This is a genomic window from Pseudomonas phenolilytica (genome assembly GCF_021432765.1).
GTDB classification, from domain to species: domain Bacteria; phylum Pseudomonadota; class Gammaproteobacteria; order Pseudomonadales; family Pseudomonadaceae; genus Stutzerimonas; species Stutzerimonas phenolilytica.
The window spans coordinates 2,688,885-2,708,493 of record NZ_CP058908.1 but is presented as its reverse complement, the minus strand read 5'-3'; the positions used below and the strand labels follow the sequence as shown (position 1 = coordinate 2,708,493).

At 63.1% G+C, this 19,609-nt stretch carries 18 protein-coding genes; 4 read left to right on the top strand and 14 right to left on the bottom strand.

Features of this window, described 5'->3' with window-relative positions:
- Positions 1–5: 5 nt before the first annotated feature.
- From HU825_RS13065 to HU825_RS13030, 8 genes are all read right to left on the bottom strand, one after another.
- On the bottom strand, positions 6–2,540 hold the full coding sequence (locus HU825_RS13065; RefSeq protein ID WP_234302179.1) for a penicillin acylase family protein: 2,535 nt from the start codon (positions 2,538–2,540) through the stop codon (positions 6–8).
- Positions 2,541–2,616: 76 nt separating this feature from the next.
- Complete coding sequence (locus HU825_RS13060; protein WP_043299014.1) at positions 2,617–3,081, bottom strand: DUF2489 domain-containing protein; 465 nt, start codon at positions 3,079–3,081, stop codon at positions 2,617–2,619.
- A gap of 6 nt (positions 3,082–3,087) precedes the next feature.
- The gene (locus HU825_RS13055; RefSeq protein ID WP_003289983.1) at positions 3,088–3,285 is read right to left on the bottom strand and encodes an SEC-C metal-binding domain-containing protein; all 198 of its coding nucleotides are present in this window, start codon (positions 3,283–3,285) and stop codon (positions 3,088–3,090) included.
- Between the two features lie 10 nt (positions 3,286–3,295).
- A complete protein-coding gene (locus tag HU825_RS13050) occupies positions 3,296–3,793 on the bottom strand; it encodes an LEA/WHy family protein (RefSeq protein WP_008570838.1) in 498 nt (165 codons plus the stop codon).
- Positions 3,794–3,930: 137 nt separating this feature from the next.
- Complete coding sequence (locus HU825_RS13045; protein WP_234302178.1) at positions 3,931–4,665, bottom strand: S-methyl-5'-thioinosine phosphorylase; 735 nt, start codon at positions 4,663–4,665, stop codon at positions 3,931–3,933.
- 28 nt (positions 4,666–4,693) lie between these two features.
- A complete protein-coding gene (gene nagZ, locus HU825_RS13040; RefSeq protein WP_234302177.1) occupies positions 4,694–5,692 on the bottom strand; it encodes a beta-N-acetylhexosaminidase in 999 nt (332 codons plus the stop codon).
- Positions 5,693–5,695: 3 nt separating this feature from the next.
- On the bottom strand, positions 5,696–6,232 hold the full coding sequence (locus HU825_RS13035) for a L,D-transpeptidase (protein ID WP_043299022.1): 537 nt from the start codon (positions 6,230–6,232) through the stop codon (positions 5,696–5,698).
- 39 nt (positions 6,233–6,271) lie between these two features.
- Positions 6,272–6,979, bottom strand: coding sequence for a TetR/AcrR family transcriptional regulator (locus HU825_RS13030; RefSeq protein ID WP_054094859.1), 708 nt, complete (start codon positions 6,977–6,979; stop codon positions 6,272–6,274).
- A 191-nt stretch (positions 6,980–7,170) separates the two neighbouring features.
- Between HU825_RS13030 and lexA the strand changes: the two genes are divergently transcribed.
- Both lexA and sulA read left to right on the top strand, forming a co-directional pair.
- Positions 7,171–7,779, top strand: coding sequence for a transcriptional repressor LexA (gene lexA / locus HU825_RS13025; protein ID WP_043299024.1), 609 nt, complete (start codon positions 7,171–7,173; stop codon positions 7,777–7,779).
- 10 nt (positions 7,780–7,789) lie between these two features.
- The gene (gene sulA / locus HU825_RS13020; protein WP_043299026.1) at positions 7,790–8,257 is read left to right on the top strand and encodes an SOS-induced cell division inhibitor SulA; all 468 of its coding nucleotides are present in this window, start codon (positions 7,790–7,792) and stop codon (positions 8,255–8,257) included.
- Between the two features lie 57 nt (positions 8,258–8,314).
- On the opposite strand, the gene HU825_RS13015 is transcribed toward sulA, so the two are convergent.
- Positions 8,315–8,554 carry a hypothetical protein gene (locus tag HU825_RS13015; RefSeq protein ID WP_054094858.1) on the bottom strand — a complete coding sequence of 80 codons (240 nt, stop codon included), beginning with the start codon at positions 8,552–8,554 and terminating at the stop codon, positions 8,315–8,317.
- Positions 8,555–8,725: 171 nt separating this feature from the next.
- On the opposite strand from HU825_RS13015, the gene HU825_RS13010 reads away from it, so the two are divergent.
- A complete protein-coding gene (locus tag HU825_RS13010; protein ID WP_234302176.1) occupies positions 8,726–9,571 on the top strand; it encodes a DMT family transporter in 846 nt (281 codons plus the stop codon).
- A gap of 15 nt (positions 9,572–9,586) precedes the next feature.
- On the opposite strand, the gene HU825_RS13005 is transcribed toward HU825_RS13010, so the two are convergent.
- The 5 genes from HU825_RS13005 to fadB all read right to left on the bottom strand — a co-directional run bounded on the left by HU825_RS13005 (position 9,587) and on the right by fadB (position 16,791).
- Positions 9,587–10,105, bottom strand: a complete 519-nt coding sequence (locus HU825_RS13005; RefSeq protein ID WP_234302175.1) for a DUF6586 family protein — start codon at positions 10,103–10,105, stop codon at positions 9,587–9,589.
- Between the two features lie 140 nt (positions 10,106–10,245).
- Positions 10,246–12,846 carry a type I DNA topoisomerase gene (topA, locus tag HU825_RS13000; protein ID WP_043299032.1) on the bottom strand — a complete coding sequence of 867 codons (2,601 nt, stop codon included), beginning with the start codon at positions 12,844–12,846 and terminating at the stop codon, positions 10,246–10,248.
- Between the two features lie 246 nt (positions 12,847–13,092).
- Positions 13,093–13,320 carry a DUF1653 domain-containing protein gene (locus tag HU825_RS12995; RefSeq protein ID WP_003290002.1) on the bottom strand — a complete coding sequence of 76 codons (228 nt, stop codon included), beginning with the start codon at positions 13,318–13,320 and terminating at the stop codon, positions 13,093–13,095.
- 129 nt (positions 13,321–13,449) lie between these two features.
- Positions 13,450–14,625: an acetyl-CoA C-acyltransferase FadA gene (fadA, locus tag HU825_RS12990; RefSeq protein WP_043299035.1), complete on the bottom strand. Its 1,176-nt coding sequence runs from the start codon at positions 14,623–14,625 to the stop codon at positions 13,450–13,452.
- 18 nt (positions 14,626–14,643) lie between these two features.
- Complete coding sequence (gene fadB / locus HU825_RS12985) at positions 14,644–16,791, bottom strand: fatty acid oxidation complex subunit alpha FadB (protein WP_234302174.1); 2,148 nt, start codon at positions 16,789–16,791, stop codon at positions 14,644–14,646.
- 425 nt (positions 16,792–17,216) lie between these two features.
- Here fadB and HU825_RS12980 point away from each other — a divergent pair, with 425 nt between their 5' ends.
- Positions 17,217–19,250 (top strand): S9 family peptidase, encoded by a 2,034-nt coding sequence (locus HU825_RS12980; RefSeq protein WP_234302173.1) that lies wholly within the window; start codon positions 17,217–17,219, stop codon positions 19,248–19,250.
- Positions 19,251–19,609 lie beyond the last annotated feature (359 nt).

Genomic DNA, 19,609 nt, shown 5'->3' with positions numbered 1-19,609 from the left:
AGCGGCTACTGCTTCGGCGTCAGCAACAGGCGCCGGGTGCCATAGACCTTGTCCAGGTTGGCCGGCTGGAACGGGAAACTCAGGTACTGCGCCTTCATCCAGGCCTCGATACCGTCGGCGTAATGCGGGCTGGCCGGATTGCCTGACTGACCCGAGCTGTTGACGCCGAGCATCGGCTCTGCCTGATTGAAATCGACGATGATGCGCATCGCTGGTATCAGCCAGGTATCGAACCCCGCACCCCAGTGGTACGCCGAGACGTTCAGCGTGCTGTGGTCGCCACCCGCCGGGTAGGGTCCGCGATCCAGATAGCCGTGCAGCGCCTTGATCGAGCGCCCCTGCCCCGCCGGCAGGTGCGGCGCCAGCTGGGTATTGCCGGTAAGCCATTCGTAACGATGCAGCTTGCCCCACTGCCAAGCGCTGCGTTCGTGCCCCACCTGTGCTTCCAGCAGATTCACCGCCGCAGCCAGACTGCGCGCGAGGATTGCCGGCTTGTCTTCGACCTGCGGCGTGCCGATGTCGTCCCAGAACGGGCTGTCGTCGCGGCCGAGAAGATGATCGGCCTGCGCCGAGTAGGACAGGCCAGACACCTGCAGCAGCGCTTTCCAGGTCTGGCTGTCGTCCGGCCCCAGTTCATCGAGGAAGGTGTGGCGCGCACTTTCATGCAGGAACGCGCCATACAGCGCGGCATCCGCCGAGCTGGCGGCGAGACGGCCATCAAACGCCAGCAGGCGCCGATAGGCCTCCTTGGCCTTGGCGCGCTCGCCGGCTGGCAGCGCCGCGATGGCGGCACGCAGCGGCTCGGCCATGCCGGGCGCCTCGAACATCGTCTTGAGCTTGGCGGCGAATGTCGTGGTCTGGTCGTACTGCATGGCGATGGTGCTGCGGGTGTCGTGCTTGCCGCGCCCGGCCAGCTCGGCCAGACGCTCGAAGCGCTCCGGCCCATACCAGGTGCTGGAAAGCTGCATGCCATAGCCGCGCGGGGCTATGCGATGGTTGGCGGTGCCCAGCCAACCCTGCGCAGGGTCCTGGTCGTAGGGGTGCAGCATCGGATCGGCAAAACCGTCCCAGTCGTAGCGTCCATCCCAGCCGGGCGAAGGCATCAGCCCTAGCCCTTCGCGACGGTTGGGAAAACGTCCGGTCACCTGCCAGCCAATGCTCTGACGGTCGGCGAAGACCATGTTCAACGCGGTCGTGCCGATCCTGCCGGTGGCGGCGAAGGCTTCATCGACGGACTGCGCGCGCGACAGATCGAAAAACGCATCCAGCGATTTGTCCGCTTCCAGCTGCGTGGTCTTGAGCGCCAGGCCGTAGCCGCTGCCGAGCTGCAACGGCTGAATCGGGTGCTTGCGCTCGCCCAGTGCACTGTTGAGCAACGGACCGTGGCGGGTTTCGTAGATGATTTCGCGAACCGGCCGTTGCCCCTTGATGAAGAACGTCTCATGCCGCTCGCGCGCGGCGAGCCACTTGCCGTCGGCCTGATACATCAGGCGCGGGCCTTCGCGACGAATGCGCTCGAGGAACAGGTCCTGGTTGTCGCCCATGACCATCGTCATGCCCCAGCCAAGCTTGCCGTTGAAACCGGCGACCACCGCAGGCACACCGGCGATGGAGACGCCTGCGGCCTGAAATTTCGGTGCGCGGATCTGCACGAAATTCCAGTACGAGGGCATCGACAGCGGCAGATGGGTGTCGTTGGCCAGGATCGGCTTGCCGCCGCGCGTATGGCTGCCGGCAATCGCCCAGTTGTTCGATGCGGCAACACCGAGCATGTTCAGCGCGGAGACCTGACCGGCGGCGCGCTCCAGCGCGGCCAGCCCCGAAATCTGCCCGCCCAGATCCAGACCCTGCAGCTTGGCCGCCTCCTCCACCGGCAGCGGCTCGTCCGGGTAGGTCGGCAGCAGCCAGGCCAGCTTGTCGCTGCCGACCTTCTGCGCCATGACCAGCGCGGCGATCTCCTCCTGCAGGTTCACCGACAGGCCGAAATTGAGCAGGCAGAACACCAGCACCGAGTCCTCGGGCTTCCAGTATTCGGGGCGGTAGCCGGACTCGGCGAGATCCATCGGCAACCGGTCGCGATGGCGGAACAGATAGGCGTTGACGCCGCGGGCGTAGACTTCGAAGAACTTCTTCATCCGCGGCGAGCTTTCGCGATAGAGCAGCTCGGCGCTCTGGCGCAGATTCACCGTGCGCATGAAGCGATCGATCTCCAGCACGCCCGGTCCAGCCATCTCCGCCAACCGGCCCTGAGCGGTCAGCCGCAGGCTGACCATCTGGCTCAGACGGTCCGTGGCGTGAACGTAGCCCAGCGCGAACAGCGCATCGTGAAACGACGAGGTTTCGATCAAGGGCATACCCAGAGCGTTGCGCCGAATGCTCGCGCTGCCGGCCAGGCCGGACAGCGGCTGGATACCTTGCGCCGGTGGCAGGCTGGCGCTGTAGCGGTTGTCCAGATAGGACTGGCAACCGGCAAGGCTGACCAGGCCGAACGCCATGCCGACGGTCAGGCGAACCAAGGGAAAGGGCAGACGCAGCGTCATCGACGACTCCTGAGAGCGCAAAGCCGTAGTAATGGTAGTGAGTGTATGAACCGCAGGAAGTGCCGGGATTGACGCCTCAGGCCGCGCGGCCGTTTTTGGGCAGCGCCTCGTCGAGCAACCAGCGCGCCGAGCGTCGCGCGGCCGCCTTGTGCTGCAGCTCCAGGGCGCTGAAGTTCGCCTCGTGACGGCGTCGCTCTTTGCTGTCCAGCGCTTTCCAGGCGGCGTGCGTGGGGACCTGTTCGGTCGCCTCGAACAGTTTCTGGAACACCTCGCAGCGCGGGTCCTGCCCCAACGCCGAGTCGTAGTTGTCGAGCAGCACCTTGATGCGGATGGCACCTTCGATCAGCGGCAGCTGCTCATCCAGCAGGCTGCTGGCGAGAATTCGCAGGTCTTCGGCCAGCGCGGCGTGACGCTTGGTCTGCGCTTCCGCCAGCAGGCGCTCGTTACGCCACACCCGGCGCCACAGGTACAACGCGTAGCCAGCCAGCGCGCCGACCAGCAGCGTCGCGACAACGAGCAGCGTGACAACGAGCGGAGTCATGGTCGGTCAGGCGCCGTGGCACTTCTTGTATTTCTTCTGGCTGCCGCACGGGCACGGGTCGTTGCGACCGACGTCCTTCAGCGGATTGCGCACCGGCTCATGATGGCCGTGATTGCAGTGCGGCCCGTGCACGTGATGGTGATCGTGCGCATGGTCGTGATCGTGATTGCAGTCGGGGCCGTGGACGTGGGTTTCGTGGTTCATGTTGCGTCTACTACTCAGGGATGAAGTTGCCGGGGATTATCTCGCCATTGCTCGCGACATGCACCTTGCGGCCGAACATCAGGCCGGTCTTGATCTCGCCGTCGAAGCGATAGCGGATCGGCCGATCAGGCTTTTCCAGCAGGCGCACGATGTATTTCATGTGCCGCCACAGGTTGGTATGCACCGGCACTTCGTAATAGTCGAAGCCGTTGGCCGGCACTGTCAGCCAGCCGCTGGACTCGCCGCTCGCCAGCTCGACATCGTTCAGGTGTACGGTATAGACGAGCCCGCGTACCGGCAAACTGCGGTCGTTGGGATTGTCGATGCGAAAGCGCAGCAGAAACTGTTGTTCCAGCAGCCGAGCCTTGATGATCTCGACCTTCGTCAGCTCGACGCGCGGATCGCGAAACTCGGCGCCGAACCAGGTGGAGCAACCGCTCAGCAGGCTGAAAAGACCCAGCAGAACCACGGTGTTTAGCGTTCTTGTTATTCGTGGCGGGCAAAGCATACCGGTACTCCAAAAGACGGCTCAGTGTAGCAAGCGGCGCTTGGGCCGCAACGGGGAGCGACCATAAAAGAAGGCAGTTTCCTACATTTGGATGACAGGCCGGTTTCCGTCCGCGACCTCGTTTGGCATGTCGGTCTTCAGACCAGAACTCGGGCCAGCACGGCACGTGCCTGACCGATACCCTCGACCAACGCCGCCTCGATCGCGCTCATGGTGATCACCTCGTTCGCCTTGCCTGCCGCGGGATTGACCACCAGCGCCAGGCACGCGTAAGGCAACTGCAGTTCACGCGCCAGCGCAGCCTCGGGCATGCCGGTCATCCCGACGATGTCGCAGCCGTCGCGCTCCATTCGGGCGATCTCGGCAGCCGTCTCCAGGCGCGGCCCTTGCGTGCAGCCATAGACGCCATGGTCGCTGAAAGCGCAACCCTGAGCCTGCAACGCGGCAATCAGCCGTTCACGTAGTTGCGCATCGTAGGGATGAGTGAAATCGATATGGGTGACGTGGTCGAGGTCGCCAGCGAAGAAGGTATGTTCGCGACCGTAGCTGTAGTCGATGATCTGATGCGGTACACAAAAATGCCCGGTACCCATAGCGGCGTGGATACCGCCGACGGCATTTACCGCGATGACAGACTGCGCGCCGGCATGACGCAACGCCCACAGGTTCGCCCGGTAGTTGACCTGATGCGGCGCGATGCGATGCGGGTGTCCGTGACGGGCGAGAAACAGGACCTCGCGTCCGGCGAACTCACCGCACACGATGTCGGCAGAAGGCAGGCCGTAGGGCGTCTCGATCGCTCTGATCTCGCGCAGCACGAGCCCGCTGAGCTCGGTCAGGCCGGTGCCGCCGATAATGGCGTGGACAGTCATGGAATCTTTCCTTGGAGGATCGGTGTGATCAGTCGATGAGCCCGGCGCTGCGCAGCGCACCAATCGATTCGAGCCAGCGCGGCTGCTGCTTGTAGTCAAGCGACGCGGTGCCGGCGCTGCGCATGCGTGCGAGCGCCGGTGCGGGCTGCACGCCGAGGCGTTGCAGTGCGGTCAGCGCCAGCTCCGCTGCTGGGCGGTCGTTGCATACCAGCCCCATGTCGCAACCGGCCAGCAGCGCAGCCTCGATGCGGGCCGCCGCATCACCTGCCACATGCGCCCCTGCCATCGACAGATCATCACTGAAGATCACCCCACGAAAGCCCAGCTCACCACGCAGGATGTCCTGCAGCCAGCGGCGGGAAAAGCCTGCCGGCTGCGCATCGACTTCAGGAAAAATCACGTGCGCCGGCATCACCGCATCGAGCACAGGCGCCAGTGCGCGGAACGGCACCAGATCGTGATTGCGCAGCTCGTCGAGGCTGCGTCCGTCAACCGGAATCGCCACGTGCGAATCTGCCTCAGCCCAGCCATGACCGGGGAAGTGCTTGCCGGTTGTGGCCATACCGGCCGCGCGCATACCACGGATGAACGCGCCGATCAGCTCGACCGCGCGCTCAGGGTCCGCCTCGAAGGCACGCGTACCGACGACGCCGCTGCGCTGGTGATCGAGGTCGAGCACCGGCGCGAAACTGAAATCCAGCCCCACGGCCAGCACCTCGGTAGCCATCACCCAGCCGCAGATCTCAGCCAGACGCGCACCGTCGGCGTGACGGGAAAACTCGCGCATTGCTGGTAGCCGCACGAAATCCTGACGCAGCCGCTGCACGCGCCCACCTTCCTGATCCACCGCCAGCAGCAGATCGGGCCGTAGCGCGCGAATCGCACGGCACAGCTCTTGTACCTGGCGGGGATGCTCGATATTGCGAGCGAACAGAATCAACCCGCCGACTTCCGGCTGGCGCAACAGGTGGCGATCCTCGGGCGTCAGCCAGGTACCGCCGATATCCAGCATCAGTGAACCGTGCATGGGTCAGATAAATCCTTGAGCAAGTTCGGCGCTTGCCCATTCCGGGCGGGCGCGTTCTTCTATGTGGACGGGGCAATGCAGCGGCACCTGCTCGAACAGCCGGGCCAGATCGACATTGCGCATACGAATGCAACCGTGCGACAGCGGAACGCCCATGGGTTCGCAATCAGGCGTGCCGTGCAGATAGATGTAGCGGCGAAAGGTATCGACATCGCCGAGCCGATTACGGCCGATCTCGCAACCACTCAGCCAGAGAATTCGGCTCAGAATCCAGTCGCGCCCGGGAAAACGCTCGTGAAGCTCGGCCGACCAAATTTCTCCGGTCCAGCGCCGGCCACGCAGCACCGCACCAAGCGGCAGACCGCCACCGATACGCGCACGCACCTGATGCCGGCCACGCGGCGTGCAACCCGAGCCGTTGCGCTCGCCGGCGCCATTAAGGGCAGTGGATACCGCAAAGCGGCAACGCAGCTTCCCGTCGGCAAAGCCATAGAGCTGCTGGTCGGCGAGGGAGATGTACAAACAATCGAGATGGGTCATGGGCGACTAGCTTAAACGAAGGATCTGGCGCCTAGCACCTCACCCCTTCGCCGGCACGGCTACGGCGTTGCGCCTGCCCTTGGGCTGGGCCTCGGCCAGCGCAGCATCTGCCACACCGCTCTCGGCCCGCATGCCAGCCGCCAGGAACGGCACCATCATCCGCATGATCTGCTCGATCGAAGTCCGGGCACCGAAGTCATTCTCGGCAATCGCGCGAAGTGCCTTGATCCCGGACATGCTGAACGCCGCCGCACCGAGCATGAAATGCACGCGCCAGAACAGCTCAATCGGTGGAATGTTCGGCGCGGCCTCATGCACACGCAGCATGTAGCGACGGAATACCTTGCCGTACATATCTTCGAGGTAGCGCCGCAGATGGCCCTGGCTCTGGCTGAAGGAAAGTCCGAGCAGGCGCATGAAAATCGACAGGTCGTCGCCGCTGCGCGGTTTAACCGCCAGGGCCTGCTCCACCAGTATTTCCAGCAGCTCTTCGAGCGTATCCGGCTTATCGGAAATCGACTCGCGGCGATCCAGCTCGCGTTCCAGGCTGGCGCAGAAGGGGCCGAGAAAGCGTGAGAAAACTGCCTGAATCAGCGCCTTCTTCGAACCGAAGTGATAATTCACCGCCGCCAGGTTTACGCCGGCCTTGCTGGTGATCAGGCGAAGCGAAGTCTCAGCGAAGCCTTTTTCAGCGAACAGCTGTTCCGCTGCATCCAAAATGCGCTCGACTGTCTCGGACTGCGCCATGCCCCCTCCAATGACGAACATCTGTTTGAAACTTACGTTTCAGCCAATAGCCAAGTCAACCATGAAAGCGGCGTGGCGCCTAGCTCATCTTCGCATTCACGGCCGTCGCGATCGAATGCTCGCAGAACTCGTTGCCAACACCCGATCACTGTATATAATCCCAGTCACTGTATAAAAGAACAGAGACCGCCATGATCAAGCTGACGCCCCGCCAGTCGGAAATCCTCGCCTTCATCAAGCGCTGCCTGGAAGACCACGGCTACCCGCCGACGCGCGCCGAGATTGCACAGGAGCTCGGCTTCAAGTCCCCCAACGCCGCCGAGGAACATCTCAAAGCGCTGGCGCGCAAGGGCGCAATCGAGATGACGCCCGGCGCCTCGCGCGGGATACGCATCCCGGACTTCGAGCCCGCTGCGCAGGAAGGCAGCCTGCCGATCATCGGCCGGGTGGCAGCAGGCGCACCGATCCTGGCGCAACAGCATGTCGAGGAGTCCTGCCAGATCAATCCGGACTTTTTCCACCCGCGCGCCGACTACCTGCTGCGGGTACGTGGCATGAGCATGAAGGACATCGGCATCATCGATGGCGACTTGCTGGCAGTCCACAGCACCCGCGACGCGCGCAACGGCCAGGTCGTCGTCGCACGGGTCGGCGAAGAGGTTACCGTCAAGCGCCTCAAGCGCGAAGGTGACAAGGTCTGGTTGCTGGCGGAAAACCCCGAGTTCGCACCTATCGAAGTGGATCTCGAACATGAAGACTTCGTGATCGAGGGCTTGAGTGTCGGCGTGATACGCCGCTAGGAGACGTTCGATGCAGTACCTCCCCACACCAAACACCAGGCCGCAGCTGTCCCTCTTCGAGGGACTGATCGCTCATGGCATGCCGCCCTTTCTCGCCGAACCAGCGCCGCCGCAACTCGAGCGCCTGAGTGAGTTGAGCCTGAGCGGCAACAGCGAGCATTGTCGGCTGCTACTCGCCCCCATGCTGCGCGAACTCAGCGATGCTCCCGACAGCCGCTGGCTCACGCTGGTCGCCCCTCCGGCATTTCTGTCGTCCCAGTGGCTACGCGAAACCGGACTGAATCGCGAACGCATCATCCTGCTGCAACCGCGCGGTATTCAGGGCGCGCTGGAGCTGACCTGCAAGGCGCTGACTTCCGGCTGCAGCCACACCGTCGTCAGCTGGTTTGCTCACATGGATGCCCGCATGCGCAGCAGGTTGCATAGCGCCGCCAGCCAGGGCAACACTCAGAGTCTCAACATTCGCCTAGGCCGCTAGTAGTCCCGAAAGGCACATGGATCGTGCCGAATCCCCCCCGCTACACCCCCACCTCGCTCAGTGCAGTACCCGCGGCTCATCCTCGTACTCGATCTCGCCCTCACCTTCTGACATGCGTCCAGCCATCTGCACACCCACGTTGAACATCGCCTTGGCGATCTCCACATGCTGGCCCTGCAGAAAGAGTTTCGCGTCGTCGGAGAAATCCAGCGTCACCAGCACCTCTTCGTCTTCGGCACGGCGCAGGACGATGCGGCCGTCAGGTAGCTCGACAATTTCCAGAAACGAGGTAGGCATTCGATCAGCTCTCCGAGAAAGGCGCGCATTGTACCAGTCGACTATCGACGGGGCAGCCTTCAGGCAACAGGCCAACCCGCCATGGCCGGGTTTCATGGTGGCGGTCCAGGACGTAGCATTGCCCGAACCGACACCGCCCGGCACAACACACCAAGAACAGGCCGAGTATCCATGACGCCCCGCATTCTGCTGCTTACTACCTTGGCCATGTTCGCCTTCGCCGGCAATTCGCTGCTGTGCCGGATCGCCTTGCGAGACACCGCCATAGACCCCGCCAGCTTCACCGGCGTACGCCTGCTTGGCGGTGCGCTGACACTCTGGTTTCTGATGTTGCGACGGGAACGCCGCGCGATACCGGACGGTGACTGGTACGGTGCCGCGGCCTTGTTCGTGTACGCCGCAGCGTTCTCGTTCGCCTATCTGCATCTCGACGCCGGCACCGGCGCGCTGCTGCTATTCGGCGCCGTGCAGCTGAGCATGATCGTCTGGGGGCTGATACGTGGCGAGCGATTCGGCCACTGGCAGATCGTTGGCCTGATCCTGGCGCTGGGCGGCTTGGTATTTCTGCTGCTGCCGGGGAGTAGCGCGCCGTCATGGCATGCTGCGCTGCTTATGCTGGCCTCCGGAGTCGCCTGGGGAATCTATTCCCTGCGGGGACGCGGGACCGTCAATCCGCTGAATGCCACCGCCGGCAACTTCATGCGAGCGGTGCCGCTGGGCATCCTGCTGAGCCTGGCGGGCTGGAATCAATTGCAGTGGGATATCCCAGGCCTGATTTACGCGCTGCTCTCGGGCGCTCTGGCCTCTGGTGTCGGCTACGCCATCTGGTATTCGGCGTTACCCGGTCTAACGGCGATCCAGGCCGCCAGCGTGCAACTGAGCGTGCCACTGTTGACCGCCCTTGCCGGCGCGTTGCTGCTTGGCGAAGCACTGACGGACCGCCTGCTGATCGCCGGCACGGCAATTCTCTGCGGCATTGCCCTGGTCATGCTGACTCGCAAGCCAGAAGCGGCATGATGTGGAAGCGCCCGCTCACCACTCGGTCAGCGACTCGCGAAAGCGCAAGGCCAGACTCTTCAGGTTCTGTCGCCAGAGCTCCAGTTCCTCACGGGTCAGGGCGGGCTCCGGCTCGTCGAGGCTGACGGCCTCGATCAATGGCTGGCGTGGATCGGATTTAACCTTTGCCGGCGCACGCGGCGGCTCGAATAGCGCCACGTAGGCTTGCAACAGGCTGGCCAGCCAGGTTTCCCCCTGCTCGGCCAGTTCCACCAGCTCGGCCAGCTCCGGACTCGGCGCTGCGTCGAGAACCGAGCGCGAGAGAATCAGTTCGACCCGCGACGCACCGGCGCCAGGCGAGCGGTAGTAGCCGGCAATTTCATGACACAGCCCCAGCAGGGCGCCGTAGAGATGGAACAGGCTCGCCTCACGCTCGGCCTGGATCAGCCCCTGCGCATTCAGCGAGCCCGATGCTTCGGCCTTGCGCCAACTATCCAGCGACAGACCAGCGAAGTAGATTTTCTGATTGGTCCGGGTGTAGAGCTCGTGAGCCATGTGGGCGCTCTCCGAATGTCGGGAAACTGCAAGAATGAACTCTGCCGCCCGTCAACGCCAGCGCTACAGGCAGAGCTCAACAGCCGCAGACACCGCCTAGTCGGACGGTATCTGCAAGCGCATCGTCGCAGCGGCGTGCGTTACTTCTCCTCGACCTTCCACTTACCGCCGACGAAGAAGGCCTTCCAGCCGGTCGGCTTGCCGTCGACTTCCGATTGCACGTACTGCTCCTTGGTTTTGCGGCTGAAGCGGATCACCGTCGGGCGACCTTCTGCGTCCTGCTGCGGTGCGTCCAGCAGGAAGTGGTACTTCGGATCGATCTCGTCACGGTGCGGGATCAGCTCCTTCACCAGCGGAGCACGTGTCTCGCGGTTCTTCGGAAACTGGCTGGCGGCCAGGAACAGCCCCGATGCACCGTCACGCAGTACGTAGGTGTCGTCAACTTTCTCGCAACGTAGCTCCGGCATCTTCACAGCATCCATCTTCGGCGGCGCCGGCTCGCCGTTCTTCAGCAGCTTACGAGTGTTCTTACATTCGGCGTTGGTGCAGCCGAAGAATTTGCCGAAACGACCGGTCTTGAGCTGCATCTCGCTGCCGCACTTGTCGCATTCCAGGCTTGGGCCTTCGTAGCCCTTGATCCGGTATTGGCCTTCCTCGATCTCGTAGCCCGAGCAATCGGGGTTGTTACCGCAGATATGCAGCTTGCGCTTCTCATCGAGCAAATAGGCATCCATCGCCGTGCTGCAGATCGGACAGCGATGCTTGCCCAGCAGTACCAGGGATTCTGATTCACCCTCGTCATCTGCAGCGATCTCGTCACCAGGCACGAGGTTGATCGTCGACTTGCAGCGTTCCTTGGGCGGAAGGCTGTAGCCAGAGCAGCCGAGGAACACGCCGGTGGACGCGGTGCGGATCATCATCGGCCGGCCGCAGACCTTGCAGGGAATGTCGGTCAGGGTTGGCTGGTTGGCGCGCATGCCGTTCTCGCTGCCCTCCGCCTGCTCGAGCTTGCGTTTGAAGTCGCCATAGAACTCATCGAGCACGTGCTTCCATTCGCGCTCGCCCTGCGCGACGTCGTCCAGATGCTCTTCCATGCCGGCGGTGAAGCCGTAGTCCATCAGGTTCTCGAAGCTCTCGGAAAGGCGTTCGGTGACGATGTCGCCCATCTTTTCCGAATAGAAGCGGCGGTTGTGCAGCGAGACGTAGCCGCGATCCTGAATCGTGGAAATGATCGCCGCATAAGTGGACGGACGACCGATACCACGCTTCTCCATCTCCTTGACCAGGCTGGCTTCCGAGTAGCGCGCGGGTGGCTTGGTGAAGTGCTGGCTCGGGTCGAGCTTGAGCAGCGCCAGCGCTTCGCCCTGCTGCATATCCGGGAGCACGTCGTCCTCGCCGGCCTTGCTCTGCTGCGGCATGACCTTGGTGTAGCCGTCGAACTTGAGAATGCGGCCCTTGGCACGCAGCTCGAACTCGCCGGCCGTTGCCGTGACGCTGGTGGACAGGTACTGGGCCGGCGGCATCTGGCAAGCCACGAACTGGCGCCAGATCAGCTCGTAAAGGCGCTCGGCATCGCGCTCCATTCCCGAAAGCTGGTTGGGGCGCAGATTGACATCAGACGGGCGGATCGCCTCGTGCGCCTCCTGCGCGCCCTCCTTGCTCGAATAGACATTGGCCTTCTCGGGCAGGTACTTGCCACCGAACTCGCTCTCGATAAAGCCACGTACCATGGCGATGGCGTCGGCCGAGAGGTTGGTCGAGTCGGTACGCATGTAGGTGATGTAGCCCGCCTCGTAGAGCCGCTGCGCCATCATCATGGTCTTCTTCACGCCGAAGCCGAGGCGGTTGCTCGCAGCCTGCTGCAGGGTCGAGGTGATGAACGGCGCCGATGGCTTGCTGGAGGTCGGCTTGTCCTCGCGCTTGCTGACGCGGTAGCTCGAGCTCTTGAGTTTCTCCAGCGCTGCGGTGGCCTGCGCCTCGTTCAGTGGTTTGAATGCCTCACCGTTCTGGCGGGCCACCTCGAAGCGCACCTTAGCCTGCTGCGTGGTCGCCAGGTCGGCATGCACTTCCCAGTATTCTTCCGGCACGAAGGCGCGGATTTCACGCTCGCGCTCCACAACCAGCTTCACCGCCACCGATTGCACCCGACCGGCGGACAGGCCGCGAGCAATCTTCGCCCACAGGAGCGGGGACACCATGTAACCGACCACGCGGTCGAGGAAACGTCGGGCTTGCTGGGCATTGACGCGATTGATGTCGAGTTCGCCGGGCTGCGCGAACGCCTCCTGGATCGCCTTCTTGGTGATTTCGTTGAATACCACGCGCTTGTAGCGGGTGTCGTCGCCGCCGATGGATTCGCGCAGGTGCCAGGCGATCGCCTCCCCTTCTCTATCCAAGTCGGTCGCGAGATAGATGGTATCGGCTTCTTTGGCCAGGCGACGCAGCTCCTCGATCACCTTCTCCTTGCCCGGCAGGATCTCGTACTTGGCCTTCCAGTCATGCTCCGGGTCGACGCCCATGCGCGCGAACAGCTGACGCTTGGCCTTCTCCTTGGGCGACAGGGCGGGCGTCTCGCCAGCGGCGGCCTTGCCGCGCTTTGCCGGCTCCTTGCTGGCGGAACCGCTGGTGGGAAGGTCGCGGATATGGCCGATACTCGACTTCACCACGTACTGGTTGCCCAAATACTTGTTGATTGTCTTGGCCTTGGCCGGTGATTCCACGATGACCAGCGATTTACCCATGGAGAGCAGAGTTCCTGAATCGAGAGGTGAACGGAGCGAGTATCTGCGGCAAGGTGCGCGCAAATCGGCGACCGGAGGTCGGACTGCTGGCAGCGTCGTCGACGCGCTTCAATGAGCTTTCCGAGCATGCCCGAGAACGCATGAACGAGTGCAAGGACAGCCACTCTGTCCGAAAGGCACCGCTATATATAGTGGCGAGCGCGACGAGGTCAAGCGCCGAGCCTGGCCAGCAAGCGTTCGCACGCATCAGTAACGGCTCGGCTCGGCCTCGATCAGCGCGAACCGCGGCACAGTTTCGCCATCGACATCGACGGTCTCGACGAACATGGACAATGGGCGCACCCACAGTCCGTATTCACCGTACAGTGCCTGATAGAACACCATCGGCTCTTCCGTCTCCGAATGTCGCGCCACGGCGAACACCCGGTACTCGGGCCCCTTGTAGTGGCGATATCGCCCCGGCTCCACCTGCATCATCCGCTTCCCCTGCCATCACAAAAAGAAAAACCGGGGCACTTGGCCCCGGCTTCCATGCACCGTCTGACAATCCGCCCCGCGAACCTGCGGGCGCGGCTGTCAGCCTAGCGCAGTCATCTGCATCTGTCAGACGCGTTCGAAGACCGTACTGATCCCCTGCCCCAGACCGATACACATGGTGGCGACACCCAGCGTACCGTTGTTCTGCTTCATTACGTTCAGCAGGGTACCGGAGATGCGCGCACCGGAGCAGCCGAACGGGTGACCCAGGGCGATGGCGCCGCCGTGGAGGTTGACCTTCTGTTCCATCTGGTCGAGCAGCTTGAGGTCCTTGAGCACCGGCAGCGCCTGCGCTGCAAAGGCTTCGTTCAGCTCGACGTGGCTGATGTCATTCATGGTCAGACCGGCACGCTTGAGCACCTTCTGGGTCGACGGCACCGGGCCGTAACCCATGATTGCCGGGTCGACACCCGCCACTGCCATGGCACGAACCACGGCCATCGGCTGGATGCCGAGATCCTTGGCGCGCTGGGCGGACATGACGATCATGCAGGACGCACCGTCGGTGATCTGCGAGGACGTACCCGCAGTCACGGTGCCGCCCTTCGGATTGAATGCCGGCTTCAGTGCGGCCAAGCTTTCAAGCGTGGTATCCGGACGGATGGTCTCATCGTAATCGAAGACCTTGAGGAAGCCGTTCTCGTCGTGACCTTCCATCGGAATGATCTCGTCCTTGAACTTGCCTTCCACCGTAGCCTTGTGCGCCAGGCGGTGCGAACGCTCGCCGAAGGCATCCTGCTGCTCGCGGGTGATACCGTGCATCTTGCCGAGCATTTCGGCGGTCAGACCCATCATGCCGGACGCCTTGGCCGCGTGCAGTGACAACTGCGGGTTCGGGTCGACGCCGTGCATCATGCTGACGTGGCCCATGTGCTCCACACCGCCGATGACGAACACGTCACCATTGCCGGTCTGAATAGCCTGCACTGCGGTGTGCAGGGCGCTCATGGACGAACCGCACAGGCGGCTCACGGTCTGGCCGGCGCTGGTGTGCGGAATGCGGGTCAACAGCGACGCCATGCGGGCGATGTTCCAGCCCTGCTCGAGGGTCTGGTTCACGCAGCCCCAGATCACGTCCTCGACTTCGGCCGGGTCGATCTTGGGGTTGCGCGCCAGCACGCCATCGATCAGCTGCGCGGACATGGTCTCGGCGCGGGTATTACGGTGCATGCCGCCCTTGGAGCGCCCCATCGGGGTGCGACCGAAGTCGACGATGACTGCATCTCTTGGATTCAGGCTCATGAATTCTCTCTCCCTCGATTAACCGTAGAAGCGCTGGCCGTTGGCAGCCATCTCACGCAGCTTCGCGGTCGGGTGGTACAGCGGGCCCAGGTCGGCGTACTTGTCGGCCATCGCAACGAACTCGGCGACGCCGATCGAATCGATGTAGCGCAGCGCACCACCACGGAAGGGTGGGAAGCCGATGCCATAGATCAGGCCCATGTCGGCTTCGGCAGCGGTCTCGACGATGCCGTCTTCCAGGCAGCGCACGGTTTCCAGGCACAGCGGGATCATCATGTAGTTGATGATGTCCTCGTCGGACAGCTCGCGAGTCTCGGCAACGATCGGCTTGAGCAGCTCGTAGGCCTGCGGGTCGACGACCTTCTTCGGCTTGCCCTTCTTGTCCATCTCGTAGGCGTAGAAGCCCTTGCCGTTCTTCTGGCCGAGGCGGTTGGCGTCGTACATGACGTCGACAGCCGTGCGGGTGTCGTCCTTCATGCGATCCGGGAAACCTTCGGCCATCACGTCACGGCCGTGGTGGCCGGTGTCCATGCCGACGACATCCATCAGATAAGCCGGGCCCATGGGCCAGCCGAACTTCTCCATCACCTTGTCGGCGCGAACGAAGTCGACACCGTGGGCGATGGCGCGAGCGAAGCCGCCGAAGTATGGGAACAGCACGCGGTTGACCAGGAAGCCCGGGCAATCGTTGACCACGACCGGGCTCTTGCCCATCTTCTTGGCGTAGGCGACGGTGGTGGCGATGGCGGTTTCGCTGGTCTTCTCGCCACGGATCACTTCCACCAGCGGCATCATGTGCACCGGGTTGAAGAAGTGCATGCCGCAGAAGTTTTCCGGACGCTTGAGCGCCTGGGCCAGATAGCTGATGGAGATGGTGGAGGTGTTGGAGGCGATGATCACGTCTTCGCGCACGTGGCCTTCCACCTCGGCCAGCACGGCGTGCTTGACCTTCGGGTTCTCGACCACGGCCTCGACAACGATGTCGACGTTGCCGAAATCGCCGTAGGACATGGTCGGGCGGATCGCGTTGAGCGCCTGCGCCATCTTCTCCGGAGTCAGACGGCCCTTCTCGACACGCTTGCCGAGCAGCTTGGAGGCCTCGTCCAGACCCATCTGGATACCCTCTTCGCGGATATCCTTCATCAGGATCGGCGTGCCCTTGACGGCCGACTGGTAGGCGATGCCGCCACCCATGATGCCGGCGCCCAGCACGGCAGCCAGTTTCACGTCGCGCGCCTGCTTGTCGTAAGCCTTGGCCTTCTTCTTCAGCTCCTGATCGCTGAGGAACAGGCCGATCAGGCTTTCGGCAACCGAAGTCTTGGCCAGTTTGACGAAGCCGGCGGCCTCGACTTCCAGCGCCTTGTCACGGCCGAAGTTGGCGGCTTTCTGGATGCTCTTGATGGCTTCGACCGGCGCCGGGTAGTTCGGGCCGGCCTGGCCGGCCACGAAGGCCTTGGTGGTCTCGAACGCCATCATCTGCTCGATCGCGTTGAGCTTGAGCTTGTCCAGCTTCGGCTGGCGCTTGGCCTTGTAATCCAGCTCACCGGAGATGGCGCGCTTGACCAGATCCAGTGCCGCTTCCTGCAGCTTTTCCGGAGCGACGACGGCATCGACCGCGTGCACCTTGAGCGCGTCTTCGGCACCGTTTTCCTTGCCTGACGCGATCCACTCGACGGCGTTATCGACACCGATCAGGCGCGGCAGGCGGACGGTACCGCCGAAGCCCGGGTAGATGCCCAGCTTCACTTCCGGCAGGCCAACCTTGGCGGCGCTGGACATGACGCGGTAATCGGCAGACATGCACATCTCGAAACCGCCACCCAAGGCGATGCCGTTGATGGCAACCACGGTGGGCACGCCCAGGTCCTCGAAATCGCTGAAGATCTTGTTGGCTTCGAGGTTGCCGGCGACCAGCTCCTCGTCGGGCAGCTTGAAGTTGTCGACGAACTCGGTGATATCGGCACCGACGATGAATACGTCCTTGCCGCTGGTGACGATCACGCCCTTGACCGATGCATCGGCCTTGAGGGCGTCGACCGCCTGACGGAGTTCGTTGAGAGTGAGGCGATTGAATTTATTGACGGACTCACCCTTGAGGTCGAAATTCAATTCGACGATGCCGCTCTCAAGAGCCTTAACCGTGATGGCTTTACCTTCGTAAATCATCAACTGATCTCCAGGAATGGAAGCTGAACGTTACGTGCCGCACGTCTTCGGTCTACTGCGACCACGCCTCGCGGCGACGACACCCACCGACACGATACATCGGGCAATCGGCGATGCACTGACAAACGCTCGATTCATACGCCCGTTTGATTTGGGTCGGCACACCTTCGAGCAAAAGCACTGCCTTGTCAATCGGCTCTCTCATCGAGACGGATTCGGACATTTCGCGACTGACCGGTCATTCTCAGACACACGAATTTCTGTCCATTTGCAGCATCTATCGACCGATGGCCAGCAGCACCCATCGCTGAAACCGTAGCTCAGCGCGTCAGTCAACCTACAAAGCGCCGAGCGGGTACACTGCCGCCTGTCATCGCACGCCATACGCGGACCGAAATGCCGCCGCCCCCAGACTGGAGTACTGCATGTCCCAAGCCCCTATCGCCCGCGCCGATGCAGGCGCCGATCCTTACCGCTGGCTGGAGAATCGCGACGCGGAGGACGTGCTGGCCTATCTCAGGGCGGAGAATGCCTATCTCGAAGAGCAGCTCGCCGATCAAGCCGAACTGCGCGAAACCCTGTTCCAGGAAATCAAGAGCCGCATCCGCGAAACCGATTTGTCACTGCCCTCGCCGTGGGGGCCGTGGCTGTACTACCAGCGCACCACCGCTGGGGACGAGTATCCCCGGCACTACCGCTGCCCGCGCCCACTGGATGGTTCGCTGACCGTCGATGAAAGCACCGAACAGCTGCTGCTCGACCCCAACGAGCTGGCCGGTGGCGGCTTCCTCTCGCTGGGCGCCTTCAGCATCAGCCAGGACCACAGCAAGCTCGCCTACAGCCTCGACCGCGAAGGCGACGAGATCTACCAGCTGTATGTCAAGGACCTGGCCAGCGGCGCGGTGAGCGAGCTGCCCTTCGACAACTGCGACGGCAGCATGACCTGGGCCAACGACAGCCAGACCCTGTTCTACGGCGAGCTGGACGAGACCCACCGACCACACAGGATTTACCGCCATCGCCTCGGCGAAACCGACAGCAGTGAGGTTTATCATGACCCGGACGGGCGCTTCTTCGTGCATTGCTACCGCGCCAGCTCCGACCGCCAGCTGGTCATCCTCTCCCACAGCAAGACCACCAGCGAAGCCTGGGTGCTGTCGGCGGATCAGCCGGAAGGCAGGTGGACCTGCCTGGCGCCGCGCCGGGAAGACCACGAATATTTCCCCGATCATGGCCTGTACGAGGGCCAGTGGCGCTGGCTGATTCGCAGCAACCAGGCGGGCATCAACTTCGCCCTTTATCACGCCAGCGAGGCCGAGCCGGGCCGCGAGCACTGGCAGGAGCTGGTCCCGCATGACGACGCGGTGATGCTCGAGGATGTCAGCCTGAACGCCGAGGCAATCACTTTGACCCTGCGCGAGAGCGGCCTGCCGGTGATCGAGGTGCGGCCGCAGGGCGTCCAGCCCTATCGCCTGCAATTGCCCGATGCGGCCTACAGCCTGCACGTGCAGAACTCGCTGGAATTCACCAGCACGGTGATCCGCCTGCGCTACGAGGCGTTGAATCGCCCGGCGCAGATCCGCCAGCTGACCCTGGCCGACGGCACGCAGAAGGTGCTCAAGGAAACCCCGGTGGAAGGCCCCTTCGATGCCGATGCCTACGAAAGTCGGCGCATCTGGGCGACCGCCCAGGACGGCACGCAGATTCCCATCAGCCTGGTCGGCCGCCGCGACAGCTTCGACAAGCCCGCACCACTCTACCTCTACGGTTACGGTGCCTACGGTCACAGCCTCGACCCCTGGTTCTCCCACGCGCGGCTGTCGCTGCTCGACCGCGGCTTCGTCTTCGCCATCGCGCATGTGCGTGGCGGTGGTGATCTGGGCGAAGCCTGGTACCGCGCCGGCAAGCTGGAACACAAGCCGAACACCTTCACCGACTTCATCGCCTGCGCCGAACAGTTGCTGGCCGATGGCTACACCACGTCGCCACGCCTGGCCATCAGTGGCGGCAGCGCTGGCGGCCTGCTGATCGGCGCGGTGCTCAACCTGCGTCCGGAGCTGTTTGGCGCAGCCGTCGCCGAGGTGCCCTTCGTCGATGTACTGAACACCATGCTCAACGCCGACCTGCCGCTGACCGTGACCGAGTACGACGAGTGGGGCGACCCGAACCAGCCGGAGGTGCATGAGCGGATCAAGGCCTATGCGCCGTACGAAAACATCCGCGCCCAAGCCTACCCCGCGCTGCTCGCAGTGGCCGGCTACAACGACAGCCGCGTGCAGTACTGGGAAGCCGCCAAGTGGGTCGCCAAGCTGCGAGCCACGCGCACCGACGACAACCTGCTGTTGCTCAAGACCGAGTTCGGCGCAGGGCACGGCGGCATGAGCGGCCGCTACCAGGCGCTCAAGGACGTGGCGCTGGAGTATGCCTTCGTGCTCAAGGTGCTCGGCCTGGCGGAGTAGACGCTGCGGCGCTTGTCGTCAGTCAGGGCCTGACCAGCCGTGCTGGCGAAGCAAAAAATAGAAAGGGGAGCCTGACGGCTCCCCTTCAAGAGTTATTGCTTTGTTCTTCTTCTGCTGACGGGCTTGTTGTTTTTGTTGAGCGCCCGGTTCGAGCCAGAGCCCGAAGCAGTCCCAGGTTCGGGACATAAAGAACAAACGGATTATTTTGGTCGCTGATTTGCCACTGCCCCTCAGGGCTCAACCGGTTCTGGTGCTGCCTCATGGCAGTTTTGTCATTCTCGGCCCGGTCGACAGGAAACCTGTCGGGCAATTCCTCTCCAAAAGAATCAGTTTGCTACGCCTCCACGTGCTTGTTTTTA

Bases quoted from the DNA above. Each gene is read 5' to 3' on its own strand.
- HU825_RS13065 (WP_234302179.1), bottom strand. From the start codon at position 2,540: ATGACGCTGCGTCTGCCCTTTCCCTTGGTTCGCCTGACCGTCGGCATG.
- HU825_RS13060 (WP_043299014.1), bottom strand. From the start codon at position 3,081: ATGACTCCGCTCGTTGTCACGCTGCTCGTTGTCGCGACGCTGCTGGTC.
- HU825_RS13055 (WP_003289983.1), bottom strand. From the start codon at position 3,285: ATGAACCACGAAACCCACGTCCACGGCCCCGACTGCAATCACGATCAC.
- HU825_RS13050 (WP_008570838.1), bottom strand. From the start codon at position 3,793: ATGCTTTGCCCGCCACGAATAACAAGAACGCTAAACACCGTGGTTCTG.
- HU825_RS13045 (WP_234302178.1), bottom strand. From the start codon at position 4,665: ATGACTGTCCACGCCATTATCGGCGGCACCGGCCTGACCGAGCTCAGC.
- nagZ (WP_234302177.1), bottom strand. From the start codon at position 5,692: ATGCACGGTTCACTGATGCTGGATATCGGCGGTACCTGGCTGACGCCC.
- HU825_RS13035 (WP_043299022.1), bottom strand. From the start codon at position 6,232: ATGACCCATCTCGATTGTTTGTACATCTCCCTCGCCGACCAGCAGCTC.
- HU825_RS13030 (WP_054094859.1), bottom strand. From the start codon at position 6,979: ATGGCGCAGTCCGAGACAGTCGAGCGCATTTTGGATGCAGCGGAACAG.
- lexA (WP_043299024.1), top strand. From the start codon at position 7,171: ATGATCAAGCTGACGCCCCGCCAGTCGGAAATCCTCGCCTTCATCAAG.
- sulA (WP_043299026.1), top strand. From the start codon at position 7,790: ATGCAGTACCTCCCCACACCAAACACCAGGCCGCAGCTGTCCCTCTTC.
- HU825_RS13015 (WP_054094858.1), bottom strand. From the start codon at position 8,554: ATGCCTACCTCGTTTCTGGAAATTGTCGAGCTACCTGACGGCCGCATC.
- HU825_RS13010 (WP_234302176.1), top strand. From the start codon at position 8,726: ATGACGCCCCGCATTCTGCTGCTTACTACCTTGGCCATGTTCGCCTTC.
- HU825_RS13005 (WP_234302175.1), bottom strand. From the start codon at position 10,105: ATGGCTCACGAGCTCTACACCCGGACCAATCAGAAAATCTACTTCGCT.
- topA (WP_043299032.1), bottom strand. From the start codon at position 12,846: ATGGGTAAATCGCTGGTCATCGTGGAATCACCGGCCAAGGCCAAGACA.
- HU825_RS12995 (WP_003290002.1), bottom strand. From the start codon at position 13,320: ATGCAGGTGGAGCCGGGGCGATATCGCCACTACAAGGGGCCCGAGTAC.
- fadA (WP_043299035.1), bottom strand. From the start codon at position 14,625: ATGAGCCTGAATCCAAGAGATGCAGTCATCGTCGACTTCGGTCGCACC.
- fadB (WP_234302174.1), bottom strand. From the start codon at position 16,791: ATGATTTACGAAGGTAAAGCCATCACGGTTAAGGCTCTTGAGAGCGGC.
- HU825_RS12980 (WP_234302173.1), top strand. From the start codon at position 17,217: ATGTCCCAAGCCCCTATCGCCCGCGCCGATGCAGGCGCCGATCCTTAC.